Here is a 14,759-nt window from a genome sequence, read left to right on the forward strand (position 1 = left end):
TTCAGCGCCTACGCTTCGCGCGGGGATCGAACATATCGCGCAAACCATCCCCGAGGAGGTTCACGGCAAGAACCGTGACGGCAAGGCAGATGCCGGGGGCGAAGATCGTCATTGGAGCAATGGCGAGATACAGGCGCGAACTGGCAATCATGTTGCCCCAGCTCGGAATCTCGGGGGGCACACCTACGCCCAAGAAACTCAGCCCGGCTTCGGTCATAATCGCGCTTGCACAGACAGTAGCGCTCTGCACCATCAGTGCCGGAATGGTGCTCGGCAGGATATGCCTCCAGAGCACCTTTGGCAGCCGCGCACCGCCGCAAAGCGCGGCCTCTACATAGGGGCGCTCGCGAACACTAAGGACAACCGAGCGAACCAGCCTCGCGACGGCGGGCGCCTCAGGGATTGCAATGGTGACGATGAGGATGCCGATGCCCGGCCCTGTTAGAGAAATAAGCGCAATGGCCAGCAGAATCGTCGGGATCGACATCAGGCCGTCCATGACCCGCATGACGATATTGTCGAACGTGCGGTTGTAGCCGGCCAGGATGCCGATCAGAAGCCCGGCAACAGCCGCGCAGGCCGCCGACAGCAATCCCACCATAAGGGAGATCCGAGCGCCGAAGATGGTTCTTGCAAACACGTCCCGTCCCAGATTGTCGCTTCCGAACCACATGGAGTCCGAAGGTGGCTGGAGGCGTGTGAACGGATCCATGTTCACCGGATCGCCGGCATACATCGGTGCGGCGAGAGCCAGAATGATCAGGAGTGCCAACAGGCCGCCGCCGATCAGGACCAGCGGATGTCGCTTTGCGAGACGGGCAAGGCCCGATAGCCGCAGACCTGCCGTCGGCACGGTTTCACGTGTTGTGATGGGGAGCGTCATATCAATACCGGATGCGGGGATCGATCAGCGTATAGGCAAGATCGACCGCGAGATTGATAAGGACGTATAGACCCGAAGTCAGGATGAGCACGCTCTGGATGATGGGATAGTCGCGATTGTTGATCGCGTCGACGACCAGACGACCGATTCCAGGTATGTTGAACACCGTTTCCGTAAGCACGACTCCGCCAATGAGCCAGGCAAAGCTTAGGCCGATCACCGTCAGGATCGGCACGCCGGCATTCTTCAAGGCATGGTGGAAAAGCATGGCGTAGGACGAGGCGCCCTTGGCGGCGGCCGTTCGCATATAGTCTTCTGACAGGACCTCGAGCATGCTCGCCCGCGTAACCCGGGCGATGAATGCAATGTAGCCAAGACTAAGAGCCACGGTGGGAAGGATCAGGCGGTCGAACCAAGGCCCGAGGCCACCATCGATCGGCGCATATCCCTGGACCGGCAGCCAGTGCATCTTGATAGCGAAAAAGTAGATGAGAAAATAGCCGATGACGAAGACCGGGACAGAATAACCAAGCGCCGAAAAGACCGTGAGGAGGCGGTCGACGAGACCGCCAGTTCGCCACGCGGCAAGGATGCCGAAGGAGACCCCCACCGTCACCGAAAGGATCATCGTCAGGATTGACAGGGAAAGGGTCGGTTCAAGCCGCTGCGAAATGAGATCGAGAACCGGTCGCCCAGAAAAAATTGAGATCCCGAAATCACCCCTGAGGATGCTCGACGCCCAACGTACGAACTGTACGGGCATCGGATCGCTCAGACCCAGCTGTTCGCGGATGCCGGCGATCACCTCCGCCGTGGCCGACTTGCCGGCGATCATCGCCGCCGGATCGCCCGGCGCCAGCCTGACAAGTAGGAAGATGAAGATCCCGACCATCGCCATGACGGCAATGGTCGAGACCATCCTGCGCAGGATGTAAGTAGCCACTGGAATCAGGCCTTCTGCATGTTCCACATTGGGATGAGCCCCGGCACGCCAATGAGGCCAGTGAGCGTCTTGCGGCGTGCGATTGGCGCGACAAACTGACCCAACAGAACCTGGGGGGCATAGTCCCACCATATCCGCTGCATCTTGCGGGCAAGGGCCTTCCGCTCTTCGAGCGTTTCGGCATCCGCCCATTTGGCCCGAAGGGCCTCGTATTCATCGTTCTGCGGCCAGCCGAACCAGCCTTTTTCGCCGTTCATAGGCAAGGTGGAGCTGGTGATAACATTGCCGAGGGTCGCTTCAGGCACGTCAGATATGAAAATACTCCAGCCGCCGTTCTCAACAGGATCCTTCTTAGCCCGGCGCGCGACAACCCCGCCCCAGTCGCTTGGCGCAAGCGCGGCATTGATTCCTATCTTTTGCAGCGTGGCCGCCAGCAACTGCGCGCTATTGCTGATCGCTGCTAAGTCTGTGGGCTGAAGAATGACGACCTTTTCGCCAGCATATCCGGCCTCCTTAAAGAGTTGCCTGGCCTTCTCCGGGTCGCCACCCTTATGGTACCATGCCGTGTTTTCGTCGTTGGACACCGGTGTTTCGTTGCCAAACATCGATGTGACGGTGCTTAAGTATTTTGGGTCACCGAAAGCCGCTAGCATGAACGCTTCCTGGTCCACCAGATGAAGTAGCGCTTGGCGTGCCTTCACGTTGTCGAACGGCTTTTGCAGACAATTCATGCGGAGAAACATGTCGGAGCCCGACTTGTCCAGAACTTGCAGTTCAAGGTTGGGATCGCTCTCGATGACTGGCAAGAGATCGAAAGGCGGCGACCACAAGAAATCGACCTCACCTGCTTGCAAGGCCGCCATCGCCGTCTGCTGATCAGCGATATTGTCCCAGATGACACGATCGACCTTGACGATCTTTCCGCCGGCCAGGCCGTCGGATGGCTCGCTGCGTGGCACGTATTTTTCATTGCTGTCGTAGGTGAAGCTCGCGCCCGGCCTGGCAAGAGCATGGTTGAACTTGAACGGTCCCGACCCGATATTGTCGGTCACCTGCTCGGTTGCGGGAAGATTCGCGTCCTTCTCGCGCATGATGAACGGGCCTTGGAAGGCCAGGGTGTCGAGCAGAATACCTAGCGGTTCCTTAAGTGCGATGATGAAGGTTTTGTCGTCCTTCTTCGCGATATCGCTGGCCCGCTCCATGAGCAACTGGCCGCCGGGAGCCTTTTGGCCCCAGCGACGGACCGAGGCCACACAATCCGCCGCGGTGACCGGAGTGCCATCGTGCCAGCCCAGGCCATCCCGCAATTCGAACGTATAGGTCTTCCTGTCGTCGGAAACGCCCCACTTCCCCACCATCTGCGGATGCGGCACAAACTTCGAGTCGACCCCAAACAGGGTATCGTAAATAGCGAAAGCATGGCAGCGGGTGATGTCAGCCGTTGTAACGACCGGGTCGAACACACTGACATTCTCCATCACCATTCGAACCGTCCGTGCGGCGGTTGGCGCCGTCTGTGCCCGCAGGACCGACGGGATCGAAAAGGCCGTTCCGGCGGCCAAACCCGTCTTAATCAGGTTGCGTCGAGAGATCGTCATGTTCCAGTTCCCCTGTTGAGTTATTCTGGCAGATTAGGGTCTATAAAGTTATTCGCGTTGGGGTTGGTGTGCGTCAAATTCAGTCTTGTTATTCTTGCCATGTAGCAACGAGTTCAATGAACATGGTGATGGCTATCCGCCTCGCTTCTTGCCCGCTCGAGAACGATCTCCCTTACGAGGGGACGCAGTTCGTTCTCACTGCTCCTGTCGGGGGGTCGAAGCGTTATTTTTCGGAAGTTTGCTTACATTCAGTTTCGAACATTGATCCGATTGTCAGCTGTTCCCTGCTCGAATTTTTGGTCGCTGGTGGCTCCAAGGTCTAGCTTTCTCCAGATCGCGCGCGACACGGACCAGCGTGGCCTCATCGCCAAAGCGGCCGACGATCTGAATACCGATCGGCAGCCCGCGGGCGCTTTGCGACAAAGGCAAGGACATCGAAGGTTGTCCGGTGGCATTGAATACGCCAGTATACTGACAAATCGCCGTGTCCGCTTCCACATAATCCTCTGCGGAGACCGCCGGGTTGTTTGCAGAATAGATGCCGCCGTGCGGCACGGCCACGATTGGCATTGTGGGAGTCAGAAGAATGTCGAAGGTATGGATCGCCTTGCCCACGCGGAAACGTATTTTCCGGAGGGCCTCCTCTAAATCCGCCGCTCGGGAAAGTGGCAAATCGCGGCTATATTCATACCGTTTGAGGTTGACCGGCTCCAAGGTATCTGTGCTGATAGTGCGCCCCATGGCGCGCGCCGCTTTTTCGAGCCCACTCGCGGTCGTCGGGGCGAGATATAATCTGCTGTACTCGACGGGCTCATATGGCGGGTCGATGTCTTTTACCGTGTGCCCCATCTCCTGCAGAAGCGTTGCCGTCGACTCGACAGCGCGCAGCACTTCCGGATCGAGGTTGACCGCGCCCCAACTCGTCCTAGCCACCCCGACCCGCAGACGACCGGTGGGCTGTGAGAGCTCCTCCACATAGGAACGGTTCGGCTGGACGATAATAAATGGGTCCCCAGGATGAGGACCGGAAAAGACGTCCAGCGCGGCGGCCATGTCGCGCACAGTCCGACAGAGAACAAACGCGCGGCTGAGACCTAAGTTTGCGTCCTGGTTGTCCGGGCCGCCGGAAACACGTCCGCGGGATGGGTTCAATCCGACAAGACCGCACCAGGACGCGGGGATGCGAATTGACCCGCCGCCATCGCTGCCGTGGGCAATAGGAGTAATGCCGGCGGCCACCGCGGCCGCGGATCCTCCAGACGAGCCTCCAGCTGAGCGTTCCAGATCCCATGGATTGCCGGTGATGCCATTGAGAATGGATTCGCTCATTGGGGTAGTTCCAAGCTCCGACGTTGTCGTTCTTCCCAGAGTCCGAAGCCCCCCGTCCCGCGCGCGCCGGAAAAAATAGCTGTCGGTATTCGAACGATGGCCTTTGAACAGACGGCTCCCTTTTTCCTGGAGGCGACCAGCTTCGGTGAACCCAATATCCTTGCGAAGGAAAGGCACACCTTGGAAGACCCCTCCCTCCGAGCCCTCAACAGTCTCAGCATCTTCGTAGAATTCGATAACAGCGTTGACGCGTGGATTGACCTCGTCGTGGGCTTGGCGGGCTAGCCGCGTCAATTCCAAGGGCGTTACTTCGCCCGCGCGCACCAGAGCGGCCAATCCGGTAGCGTCGTGATCGACGTATTCGCTCAATTTCATCTTAGCTACGTCCTAGGAGTTTTATGATGCATGAAGGTCGATCACTAGCTGGCCCGAGTCAATTTCAGTTTAAATATCATGCCCATCTGGGAACGAGATGGCCGCAACCTCGTGGCCGACGCGACATCCGCGAGTTCAAAAAGACCCCACGCCCTGTTGGCCGGGAGTGCAGCATGCTGGGCCAGGACCTCGCACGCTATGCGAACTGCAACATGGGCCGGGTTTCAAGTTCCGGGTCCAGCAAACGCTGTTGAAGAGGTGCTGTCACATTGATTGAGCGGTAAGGAAATTGAGGTAGCAGCGCGCCCCATGTCCGTGAGTGCACCGACCTACAAGAACAGCACGGGCCACGATTTCGGTCGGATAGCGGTGGTGTCTGGTTCTACTTCCGCTTTAATCTGAGCTTGCGCGATGTCGAGGAAATGCTGTTCGATCGCGGGATCGTCGTTTCCTACGAGACTATCCGCGGATGGTGCCGAAAGCACGGCCCTGATTATGCGCGCCGGCGTGGTCACGTTGTTTAAAATGTAGCCGCGTGAGGCCTACACCGCGCTTTTCAGACAGGCCGTGCACTCACGGCTTCCCACGCGGCCATGGCGTGGCGTCGATGGGTTCGAACTTGTGCTGCGGAGCGGTTGGTCTGGGATGGGACGAAGAGATTCCGACCGCCGTTGACAATTGTCCAGCTATCCTCCGGCAAGACGCGGCAGCAGGAAAATTTCGGAGCCTTTTGGCAATTCCTTCGACCAGGTGTCGCGATCGATCGTTCCGTCGATGGCGACGGCGATGCCGCGGTCGATCAAGGGCTCGAGGCCGGGATACTGTTCAGCCAGCTTCCTGAACAGCTCCCTTATGTCCTTGGCCTCGATCTCGACCTTGTTCTTGCCTCCGGCGACAGCACCAAGCGATCCCCAGAGGGTCACTTCGACCATCACCCTCCCCGTTCCGAGCGCCGCCAGGAATGCGGCGGCGACATCGGATGTGCGTCATGCGCACGCCCGCGGCGTTCGACACCGCATTGGCGATCGCCGCCAGCGGCGGCACGATAGAGGTCTCGCCGACGCCGCGCACCCCGTAGGGATGGTTGGGATTGGGGATTTCGAGGATTTGCGTGTCGATCATCGGCAGGTCCGAGCAGACCGGGATGCGATACTCGAGGAAGCCGGGATTCTGGAGCCGCCCGTCCTTGCCGTAGATATACTCCTCGTTGAGAGCCCAGCCGATGCCTTGCGCGGCACCGCCCTGGTACTGTCCCTCGACATAGGTCGGGTGCACCGCCTTGCCGGCATCCTGCACGACCGTGTAGCGCTGCACCCTGGTGGCGCCGGTCTCGGGATCGACCTCGATATCGCAGATATGGGTGGCGAAGGAGACGCCTGCGCCGTCGGCGACGAGCTCACTGTGGCCTGCGATCGGTCCCCCCGTCTTCCCTGACGCGGCTGCGATCTCCTTCAGCGACAATGCTGCAAGGTTGCCGTATTTCTCGCCCTTGGCAATCGAGTGACCTTTTTCCCAGACCACGTCGTCGACGGGTATGTCCCACATCTGCGCGGCGCGTTCCCGCAACACCTTGATGGCGTTGCGGGCGGCCGAGATCGTCGCCATGGAGGAGGAGAAGGTGCCGCGGCTGCCGTCCGTCATGTCGTTGTAGCCGAGGCTGGAAGTATCGGCGACCACCGCCTTGACCTGCTCATAGGGGATGCCGAGCTCCTCCGCCGCGACCAGCGAAAGCGACGCGCGGGAACCACCCACATCGGGACGCTGTTCTATATCATCAATAAAGGCCGCGCCTCCGTTGCTTTGAACGAGAAGGAGCCTATTTCTTGTGGCTGAGCCGGAGGCGGTGCAGCAGACGGCCGACATTGGAGCGGTGCACGATCACGCCGCGGCCTTCCAGTTCGACGCACAATTCGTCGAGCGTCAGTTCTCCCGCCTCAGCCAACCGCCGCTCCGAGCGGATGCCGAAGCAGTAGCCCACGATCAGCATCTGGATCATCAGTTCGGGATCGATCGAGGGCCGCCCAATCTCGCTGTAGAACGGCCGCAGATGCGACCGCAGGCCGGACAGGTCGACGAAACGGTCGATCGAGCGCAGATGATGATCGCCAGGCAGGTGACGCTCGATGCTGAACTCGTAGAACAGCGCCTCCTGCATCACCGTCCGCTCGCCCATCATCGATTCAATCTCCATCGCAGAGAGACTCAATCAGCACTTCACACCGCCAGCAACGCCGCCTTTTTCAACGATTGCGGCTCGCAGTTGAGCGTCCGTCGAATTAAAGGTCGGCCGTCCGAAACAACGAGGCCCCCATGCACATGTATCAAGTAGACACCTTTACCGACCGGCTTTTTGCGGGGAACCCTGCTGCAGTTCTTGTGGTCGACGACTGGCTGCCGGATGCCCTGATGCTTGCGATCGCCCAAGAGAACAATCTTGCCGAAACTGCTTTCGTCAAAGTGCGGTCGGATGGCGCATGGGATTTGCGGTGGTTTGCTCCGGCGCATGAGGTCGATTTCTGCGGCCATGCCACCCTGGCGACCGCGCATGTGCTGCTGACCGAGACCAAGGCCGAAGCTCCGCTCGTCTTTCACACACGCGTCGGCGAGCTGCGAGTTACACAAGGTCCGCATGCCTACCGACTGGACATTCCCCGTCTGCCGCCGGAGCCATTGGAGACGCTTCCCGCAGAAATCGCAGGTGTTTTCGACAACCCGCCTGTCCGCATCTTCCGAAATTTCGAGAGCATCTTCGCCGATCTCGGCAGCGCGGATGCTGTGCGTAGCTTTGTCCCTGACTTTGACTCGATTGCCCGCCTCGGGTCTGTAGGCCTTGTCGTGACGGGGGCGGAAGCCGGCAACGGGCGAGCGCATTTCGTGTCCCGTTACTTTGCTCCGGGTGCGGGCATTCCGGAGGACCGGTCACCGGGTCAATTCATGCCACCCTGGTTCCTTACTGGGCCGAGCGGCTGGGTCGCGAGAGGCTAATGGCCTACCAGGCCTCGGCGCGCGGCGGCTGGCTTAATTGCGAATTGACCGAAGATCGAGTCTTTCTAGTCGGGAATGCCGTGACTTTCATGAAAGCCACGATTTCCCTTCCCGACGCTGGTGTGTAGGCGCTTTCAGTAACGGCAGCAAAGTCCACGACCAAGCGATCCGATCGGTGACAGCAAGGATCAAGTTCCACCCCTTGCCGTCGCTGACGACCGATGTGATGAGTGACGCGATCGAGGTCCTTCAAGGACATTCGCCGTCACGTTTCCGAAGCGGCGTGCGCCGAGAACTCGAATGCTACTCATACGCCACACAGTCGGCTACCTTTCTGAAGAGGAAGATAACGTCGCTGTCGCCGAGGACGCGCTGAGTGACGCCTTTGCGGCGGCGCTGGCCGGAAGCCTGGCTGCTTGCGGTGGCGCGCAGGCGCCGCGTCGACGGCGGCTGACCGGCGCAGCCCGCGACGTTCTCAGGCTGGTCGCCGAGGAGATGGAGCTCCGCATGGCCGACGAAGACCTGCCCGACGAGAAGTCGATCAACTGCGCCGCAACCATTGCCGATGCCGAGGGTGCTGCGGCGGGGATTGAGCCCACCTGATGAGCTTTGCGGCGACAAGCGACTTGCCGGCTACCAGCCCTATTGGGCACCGCGCGCCGTCTCCTGGCCAGGCTCGGCAGGACTCTGAAAGCGGCCTCAGCCTATGATCGGGCGATCGGCCTCGAATGCGATCCGGCTCTGCGCCGGTTCCTGCAGGAACGACGGATGGGCTCGGCCGCGTGGAAAATGCCTGAACCAAGGCAATCGATTCAGGCCGGCCACATGGCGTGGGAGGTGTTCAGTTTCCTCATCACCTGATGCTCGCGTAACCCGGCCCACAGGCGTTCGATGTTCGGCCAGCTGCTCGGAACCTTTTCAACTTGGGGATGCCAAGCCAGCAGCATGACGAGGTAGATGTCGGCCAGCGAGAGCCCGTCGCCGACCAGCCAGTCCTGGCCTTCGAGGGCAGCATCGAGAATAGCAAAGCCGCGATCCATTTCGGCAACGGCAGCCTTCTTCACCGCTTCCATGCCGCTGGGGTCAGCCGTGTAGCGATCGGCGTGGCAGAACCGCCGGTCGGCCGAATACATCACCGACGACATGAAGATCATCCGGCGCAGGAAGTCGGCGCGGGCGGGTGAATTCGCCGCCGCGCCAGGCCCACCTGCGGGTGGCGCTCGGCGAGCAGGATGCAGATCGCTGCGGATTCCGACGTGAAGCCGGCCGCCATTCCGATCAAACACCGGCCAGCATTCCGGTATGAAGCCGGCCACCGTTCCAACCAAAGACCGGCCAGTTTTCGGCACTGAAGATTACCTCCTGGGTCAGCAACTTTGGCATCAAACACCTCGCTACGAACGAGGAGATTTTGATGCCGGCAAAGAGAAGGCTGACCATGAGACAGTTGAGACAAATGCTTCGGCTTGCCGGAAGTGGGACCAGCTCCCGCGAGATTGCGGTCGTGCTGGGAATAGCACGCAGTACGGTGCAGGATAATCTGCAGCGCGCAGCGGCAATCGGGTTGAGCTGGCCCCTGCCAGGCGAGCTGACCGATGACGCGCTTGAGAACAAACTCTTCGCTCGCAATGGTGTCAAACAGGGTACGCGGCGGCGTACAGAGCCGAACTGGGCCAATCTTGCCGTCGAGCTCAAGAAGCCGGGCGTCACGCTCCTCATCTTGTGGGAGGAGTATCGAGGAAGTCATCCCGACAGATATGGCTACAGCCGGTTCTGCGAGCTCTTTCGCAGCTTCGAACAGCGGCTTTCCCCGACGATGCGCCAGGAACACGCCGCCGGCGACAAGGTCTTCGTGGACTATTCCGGCAAGAGGATCCCGATCGTTGATCGAGACACCGGTGAGATCCGTGAGGCGGAGATCTTTGTGGCGGTCTTGGGAGCGTCCAGCTTCACATATGCCGAAGCAACCTGGACCCAGACACTGCCTGACTGGATTGGTTCACATGTCCGGATGTTTCGTTTCTTTGATGGCGTTCCCCGACTGATCGTCCCCGACAATCTGAAGTCGGGCGTCAGCCGCGCCAGCTTCTACGATCCCGAGATCAATCGCAGCTACGGCATGATGGCATCCCATTATGGCGTCGGCGTTCTTCCGGCACGGCCGCAACGGCCGAAGGACAAATCGAAAGTCGAGAACGGCGTGCGTTTCGCCCAGTCATGCATTCTGGGGCGGCTGCGCAACCAGACCTTCTTCTCGCTGGCCGAGGCCAATGCCGCCATTCGCCAGGCACTCGATCGCATCAATGATCACGTCATGCGTCGGCTGGGCGTCAGTCGCCGGCAACTGTTTGAGAGCGTCGAGCGTGCTGCGCTCGCAAGCCTTGCGAGCGAAGACTACGAATTCGCCGAATGGCGTTTGGCCCGCGTCTCGACGGACTACCATGTTGAGTTCAAGACCTTCTTCTATTCCGTGCCGCACAACCTCATTCGCCAGCAGATCGATCTGAGAGCAACGGCGCGCAAAATCGAGATCTTCCACCGCGGCAAGCGCATTGCCGGCATCAGCGCCGCTATGCCGATCCTCGCCATGGAACCGATCCGGATCACATTCCCAGTTCCCACCGCTATGCCGAATGGACACGGGAGTGCTTTCGGCGTTGGGCCGCATCCGTCGGCCCGAGACGGAAGGCTTGGTTGTCGCAATCCTCGCCAGCTGCCCACATCCTGAACAAGGCTTTCGAACGTGCCTGGGTGTCCTGCGCCTGTTTCGCGATGTCACACGCGATCGCGCCGAAGCCGTGTCAGCCCGCGCTGTCGAGATCGGTGGGCTGAACTGCAAGAGCATCGCCTCGCTCATCGCCAATCACAAGGCCGCAAGGCATTCCACCGAACCGACCGGCCATCGTCGATCACGCCAATCTGCGTGGCCCTGACTACTTCATTGAGGAGACACACCAATGCTTATCCATCCGACGATCGACATGCTGCGCGAACTCGGCCTTCATGGCATGGCCACCGCCTTCCAGGAGCTCGACGCACAATCCGAAGCACGCGGCCTCGAGCATGGCGAATGGCTTGCCATGCTGCTCAAGCGCGAGGCTACCATGCGCCGCCAGAAGCGTTTCGAAGCCCGCGCCAGGGCTGCAAAGCTTCGCCACGACGCACAGATCGAGAATGCCGACTTTCGTGCCGTACGCGGTCTTGACCGCAATCTGTTCATGGCGCTCGCCGGCTGCGACTGGATTCGCAAGCATCACAGTCTTCTCATCACCGGGCCGGCGGGCGTGGGCAAGAGCTGGCTGGCCTGTGCGCTAGGCCACAAAGCTTGCCGAGAGGATTTCTCCGTCGCCTATCACCGCGTTCCCCGGCTGTTTGCAATACTTGCCCTCACGTGAGGCGACGGACGTTATGGCCGGATCCTCAAGCAACTCGCCAAAACCGACCTTCTCATTCTCGATGACTGGGGACCGGAAAAACTCAATGATGATCAGCGGCGTGATGTGCTTGAGATCATTGAAGACCGCTACGAACGCCGATCGACAATCGTCACCAGTCAGCTGCCCCTGGATCGCTGGTACGAGATCATTGCAAACCCAACTCTGGCCGATGCCATCCTCGACCGCCTCGTTCACAACGCCTATCGCATCGATCTCACCGGTGAAAGCATGCGAAAACAGCGCTCGCCGAGAGCGTCTGAAACAGCGCAAGCTTGACCTGAAACGAAACCCAATCCAAACATCAACGAGACCCAGGATCAGTCCGAAAAATGGCCGGCTTCAAATCGGAACACCGGCCGGAATGAAATCGGAATGACTGGCCGGCTTCAAATCGGAATCGATGGCCGGCTTCGTCGGAATACGCAGATCGCCGCCGACTCGGTCATCGAGCTTCCGTCCGGCAAGATCAGGACCGGGACCTGGTTCAACGGGCTGATGTGGAGAAAGGCCTGGTCGGGCGGGTCAGACTTTGTAACATCGATCTGGTCGAAAGGCACGCCCGCCAAAGCGAGCGCCTCGACGACAAAGCCGCCGGTGTTGGGGCGCGTATGAAGCTTGTACATGAAATCCTCCGCCAGTCGGTGCATGGCCGGCGACGGTCGCCACAGGTGTTTTTTCAGCAGTCCAGCGCGCTGCGATTTAGATTCTCGGCGTATGTTTTTGGAGCCTGTCGCGAGCCGACATCCAGGAAATGGCACCCTGCCGGTGGGAGGACACCGGCAGGGTGCGCGCCGCGAAGGTCACGGCCGCGTGACGGCCGGACAGCGGCGGCAGGCAGGCTGGGCTCCGCGTCTTGCACGGTGCGGCCGCCCAAACCTCGATCGCGCTGCTGCGCGGCAGCCAGTGCCCGGGATTCTTGACTAATTGCCGAGAACCCTTGCCCGTATTCACCGGCTCAGTCAGGATTATAGAGCGCCCTCGGCCTTCAGCGCACGATAAGTCGTGTCGACCGATTTCGCGGTCGCGTCGACGATGATGTCGATTTCGTCCCGGGTGATGATCAGTGGCGGCGCAAATCCGAGGATATCGCCATGCGGCATGGCCCGGCCGATGACACCGTTCTCCAGCAGGGCAGCGGCGGCACGAGCGCCGACCTGCAGCTCGGGCTCAAAAGGTACGCGCGCTTTGGGATCCCGCATCATCTCTACGCCAGACAGGATTCCAACGCCACGAACTTCGCCGACAATGGGATGTCCCTCCAGTTCGGCTTTCATGCGGGAAAGCCAATAGGGCCCGACATCCTGGACATGTTCCAGGATGTTTCTTTCCTTAAGGACTTGAATGTTGGCGAGTGCGGCTGCCGCGCAAAGCGTATGACCGGAATATGTCCAGCCATGGCCCAGAGCTCCGTGCTTCTCCGTTCCCTCTTCCAGGACCTTCCAGACGCGGTCGCCGATAATTGACCCGGAGATGGGGAGGTAAGCGGAACTGACGCCCTTGGCGATGGTGACGAAATCCGGGCGCATGCCATAAAGGTGGGAACCGAATTTCTCCCCGGTTCGCGCGAAGCCGCAAACCACTTCATCGGCGATGAGCAGGATATCATACTTGTCCAGCACCTTTTGAATGGCCGTCCAGTATCCCTTTGGGGGCGGAACGATGCCGCCGGTCCCAAGTGCCGGTTCTCCGATAAAGGCTGCAACCGTATCTGGGCCCTCAGCAAGAATAAGGGCTTCAAGTTCGTCGGCGCAGCGTTTGGAGAAGGCTTCCTCGGTTTCGCCCTCATGCGCCTGGCGATAGTAATGCGGCGTCGTTGTGTGGCGCACCAGGTTCAGAGGCAGGTCGAAAAATTTGTGGAAGAACGGAAGGCCTGTCAGGCTACCGGTGACCAGCCCTGAACCGTGATAACCGCGATGTCGCGAGATTATCTTCTTCTTTTCAGGGCGCCCAAGGATGTTGTTATAGTACCAAACGAGCTTGATGTTGGTTTCGTTGGCATCGGAACCCGACAGGCCAAAATACACCCTTCGCATGTTCTGTCCGAAATATTCGACCACGGCCTCCGCCAAACGGGCAACAGGCGCCGTGCCTTGGCTGGCATAGACATGAGCGAACGGCAGTTCGTACGCTTGCTTGGCAATGGCATCAGCGATCTCCGTGCATCCATATCCCATGTTGACACAGTAGAGCCCGCCGAAACCGTCGAGGCTCTTTCGGCCTTCAGTATCCCAGATGTAGACGCCTTCCGCTCCGGCCATAATCCGGTTTGGCGTCTCGCCGCGGCTGTGTTTTGCCAATTGCGTGGACGGATGAAAGACGAAGCTCCGATCCTTCTCTTGAACTTGTTTGGTTCCCAGATTGGTCAGGCTCATTGCTGCTCTCCCGTTGATCGCCCGGCGGAGAACACTCGGTCAGCCGCTCGTCAAGTGTTGATTATACCTACGGACACCCCTCACGTTCCACGGCAATGCGCATCCGCGGCCGACGAATTCACGGAACTTGCGTCGATCTCCGTGGAAAACACGGGCTCCCGAAACTCACCACTCTCTTAGTGCGGACAAGGGTATCGGCGAATTGGATTTTACGGATTTCGTCACGACGAGGCTATAATATTGGTCGATCCCGAGGCCTAGCTGCAGAAATCCTTCCATGAATTCCTGATAAGCAGCCATAGAAGGAGCTGCAACGCGCATCAGGTAATCGACCCGGCCCCCGATTGCCCAGCAGTCCAAAATTTCAAGGACGCCCTGAATTGCGGTCTCAAAGTGTCGTTGATCTTCGAGGCGGTGACGATCCAAAACCACCTCCACCATCACGAAAATCACGCCCCCAGTGAGGGATGGACTGAGCCGCGCGTAGTAGCCTTCAATAGCTCCTGATGCTTCAAGTATACGAAGCCGCTCCGAGCAAGTCGACGCCGACAGATGAACGCGCTTGGCAAGCTCGCTTTTCGATATCCGACCGTCTGCTTGCAGCTCGGACAGAATCCGAAGGTCCCAAGCGTCCAAGCGTACGGTGTTGAGTTTCGACTTCATGGCCTGCCGGAGCTGAATCACGGCTTTACGTTTAGGCTGCTTTAGGGTCCGCGCCAATTGCATCTATGGTGCGAGCACTAAAGGTTGCGTTCGTCGCGGGGTGGGCATCACCTTGCCCAAACAAAGCGCATAGCCTTCTCGTTGCTCTTCGGAGCCTATGGATAAGCGACGCAG

12 protein-coding genes and 4 pseudogenes are annotated in these 14,759 nt (G+C 59.6%); 5 read left to right on the forward strand and 11 right to left on the reverse strand.

The window, feature by feature from the left end:
* Nucleotide 1: 1 nt before the first annotated feature.
* The 4 genes from NKJ01_RS28390 to NKJ01_RS28405 form a co-directional block, all read right to left on the reverse strand.
* Entirely contained in the window at nt 2-883 is an 882-nt protein-coding gene (locus NKJ01_RS28390; protein ID WP_352733087.1) for an ABC transporter permease, read from the reverse strand.
* 1 nt (nt 884) lies between these two features.
* Nucleotides 885-1,826: an ABC transporter permease gene (locus NKJ01_RS28395; RefSeq protein ID WP_352733089.1), complete on the reverse strand. Its 942-nt coding sequence runs from the start codon at nt 1,824-1,826 to the stop codon at nt 885-887.
* Between the two features lie 5 nt (nt 1,827-1,831).
* Nucleotides 1,832-3,424, reverse strand: a complete 1,593-nt coding sequence (locus tag NKJ01_RS28400; RefSeq protein WP_352733092.1) for an ABC transporter substrate-binding protein — start codon at nt 3,422-3,424, stop codon at nt 1,832-1,834.
* 273 nt (nt 3,425-3,697) lie between these two features.
* On the reverse strand, nt 3,698-5,128 hold the full coding sequence (locus tag NKJ01_RS28405; protein WP_352733094.1) for an amidase: 1,431 nt from the start codon (nt 5,126-5,128) through the stop codon (nt 3,698-3,700).
* Between the two features lie 374 nt (nt 5,129-5,502).
* On the opposite strand from NKJ01_RS28405, the pseudogene NKJ01_RS28410 reads away from it, so the two are divergent.
* A pseudogene (locus NKJ01_RS28410) lies at nt 5,503-5,634 on the forward strand (IS6 family transposase); the annotation flags it as partial.
* A 180-nt stretch (nt 5,635-5,814) separates the two neighbouring features.
* Here NKJ01_RS28410 and NKJ01_RS28415 read toward each other — a convergent pair.
* From NKJ01_RS28415 to NKJ01_RS28425, 3 genes and pseudogenes are all read right to left on the reverse strand, one after another.
* Nucleotides 5,815-6,060 (reverse strand): MoaD/ThiS family protein, encoded by a 246-nt coding sequence (locus NKJ01_RS28415; RefSeq protein WP_352733097.1) that lies wholly within the window; start codon nt 6,058-6,060, stop codon nt 5,815-5,817.
* Nucleotides 6,060-6,883 (reverse strand): annotated as a pseudogene (locus NKJ01_RS28420) (xanthine dehydrogenase family protein molybdopterin-binding subunit); the annotation flags it as partial. The pseudogene NKJ01_RS28420 and the gene NKJ01_RS28415, both read right to left, overlap by 1 nt.
* Before the next feature lie 160 nt (nt 6,884-7,043).
* Nucleotides 7,044-7,304, reverse strand: a pseudogene (locus NKJ01_RS28425) (transposase); the annotation flags it as partial.
* 134 nt (nt 7,305-7,438) lie between these two features.
* Here NKJ01_RS28425 and NKJ01_RS28430 point away from each other — a divergent pair.
* Together NKJ01_RS28430 and NKJ01_RS28435 are read left to right on the forward strand one after the other, a co-directional pair.
* Nucleotides 7,439-8,113: a PhzF family phenazine biosynthesis protein gene (locus NKJ01_RS28430; protein ID WP_352733100.1), complete on the forward strand. Its 675-nt coding sequence runs from the start codon at nt 7,439-7,441 to the stop codon at nt 8,111-8,113.
* Between the two features lie 300 nt (nt 8,114-8,413).
* Nucleotides 8,414-8,716: a hypothetical protein gene (locus NKJ01_RS28435; protein ID WP_352733103.1), complete on the forward strand. Its 303-nt coding sequence runs from the start codon at nt 8,414-8,416 to the stop codon at nt 8,714-8,716.
* Between the two features lie 209 nt (nt 8,717-8,925).
* Here NKJ01_RS28435 and NKJ01_RS28440 read toward each other — a convergent pair whose 3' ends face one another.
* Nucleotides 8,926-9,258 (reverse strand): glutathione binding-like protein, encoded by a 333-nt coding sequence (locus NKJ01_RS28440; protein WP_352733105.1) that lies wholly within the window; start codon nt 9,256-9,258, stop codon nt 8,926-8,928.
* A 269-nt stretch (nt 9,259-9,527) separates the two neighbouring features.
* Between NKJ01_RS28440 and istA the strand changes: the two genes are divergently transcribed.
* Nucleotides 9,528-10,841: an IS21 family transposase gene (gene istA, locus NKJ01_RS28445; protein ID WP_352733108.1), complete on the forward strand. Its 1,314-nt coding sequence runs from the start codon at nt 9,528-9,530 to the stop codon at nt 10,839-10,841.
* Between the two features lie 229 nt (nt 10,842-11,070).
* Nucleotides 11,071-11,826 (forward strand): annotated as a pseudogene (gene istB, locus NKJ01_RS28450) (IS21-like element helper ATPase IstB).
* A 110-nt stretch (nt 11,827-11,936) separates the two neighbouring features.
* On the opposite strand, the gene NKJ01_RS28455 reads toward istB, so the two are convergent.
* The 3 genes from NKJ01_RS28455 to NKJ01_RS28465 form a co-directional block, all read right to left on the reverse strand.
* Entirely contained in the window at nt 11,937-12,173 is a 237-nt protein-coding gene (locus tag NKJ01_RS28455; RefSeq protein ID WP_502905924.1) for a glutathione S-transferase N-terminal domain-containing protein, read from the reverse strand.
* Between the two features lie 342 nt (nt 12,174-12,515).
* Nucleotides 12,516-13,922: an aminotransferase gene (locus NKJ01_RS28460; protein WP_352733111.1), complete on the reverse strand. Its 1,407-nt coding sequence runs from the start codon at nt 13,920-13,922 to the stop codon at nt 12,516-12,518.
* Nucleotides 13,923-14,087: 165 nt separating this feature from the next.
* Nucleotides 14,088-14,585, reverse strand: coding sequence for an Lrp/AsnC family transcriptional regulator (locus tag NKJ01_RS28465; RefSeq protein ID WP_352733114.1), 498 nt, complete (start codon nt 14,583-14,585; stop codon nt 14,088-14,090).
* Between the last annotated feature and the right edge of the window lie 174 nt (nt 14,586-14,759).

Origin of the sequence: Mesorhizobium sp. M0276, from assembly GCF_040321755.1 — a bacterium.
Taxonomy (GTDB): domain Bacteria; phylum Pseudomonadota; class Alphaproteobacteria; order Rhizobiales; family Rhizobiaceae; genus Mesorhizobium.

Bases quoted from the DNA above. Each gene is read 5' to 3' on its own strand.
- istA (WP_352733108.1), top strand. From the start codon at position 9,528: ATGCCGGCAAAGAGAAGGCTGACCATGAGACAGTTGAGACAAATGCTT.
- NKJ01_RS28455 (WP_502905924.1), bottom strand. From the start codon at position 12,173: ATGTACAAGCTTCATACGCGCCCCAACACCGGCGGCTTTGTCGTCGAG.
- NKJ01_RS28440 (WP_352733105.1), bottom strand. From the start codon at position 9,258: ATGTCGTCGGTGATGTATTCGGCCGACCGGCGGTTCTGCCACGCCGAT.
- NKJ01_RS28430 (WP_352733100.1), top strand. From the start codon at position 7,439: ATGCACATGTATCAAGTAGACACCTTTACCGACCGGCTTTTTGCGGGG.
- NKJ01_RS28415 (WP_352733097.1), bottom strand. From the start codon at position 6,060: ATGGTCGAAGTGACCCTCTGGGGATCGCTTGGTGCTGTCGCCGGAGGC.
- NKJ01_RS28400 (WP_352733092.1), bottom strand. From the start codon at position 3,424: ATGACGATCTCTCGACGCAACCTGATTAAGACGGGTTTGGCCGCCGGA.
- NKJ01_RS28460 (WP_352733111.1), bottom strand. From the start codon at position 13,922: ATGAGCCTGACCAATCTGGGAACCAAACAAGTTCAAGAGAAGGATCGG.
- NKJ01_RS28465 (WP_352733114.1), bottom strand. From the start codon at position 14,585: ATGAAGTCGAAACTCAACACCGTACGCTTGGACGCTTGGGACCTTCGG.
- NKJ01_RS28390 (WP_352733087.1), bottom strand. From the start codon at position 883: ATGACGCTCCCCATCACAACACGTGAAACCGTGCCGACGGCAGGTCTG.
- NKJ01_RS28435 (WP_352733103.1), top strand. From the start codon at position 8,414: ATGCTACTCATACGCCACACAGTCGGCTACCTTTCTGAAGAGGAAGAT.
- NKJ01_RS28405 (WP_352733094.1), bottom strand. From the start codon at position 5,128: ATGAAATTGAGCGAATACGTCGATCACGACGCTACCGGATTGGCCGCT.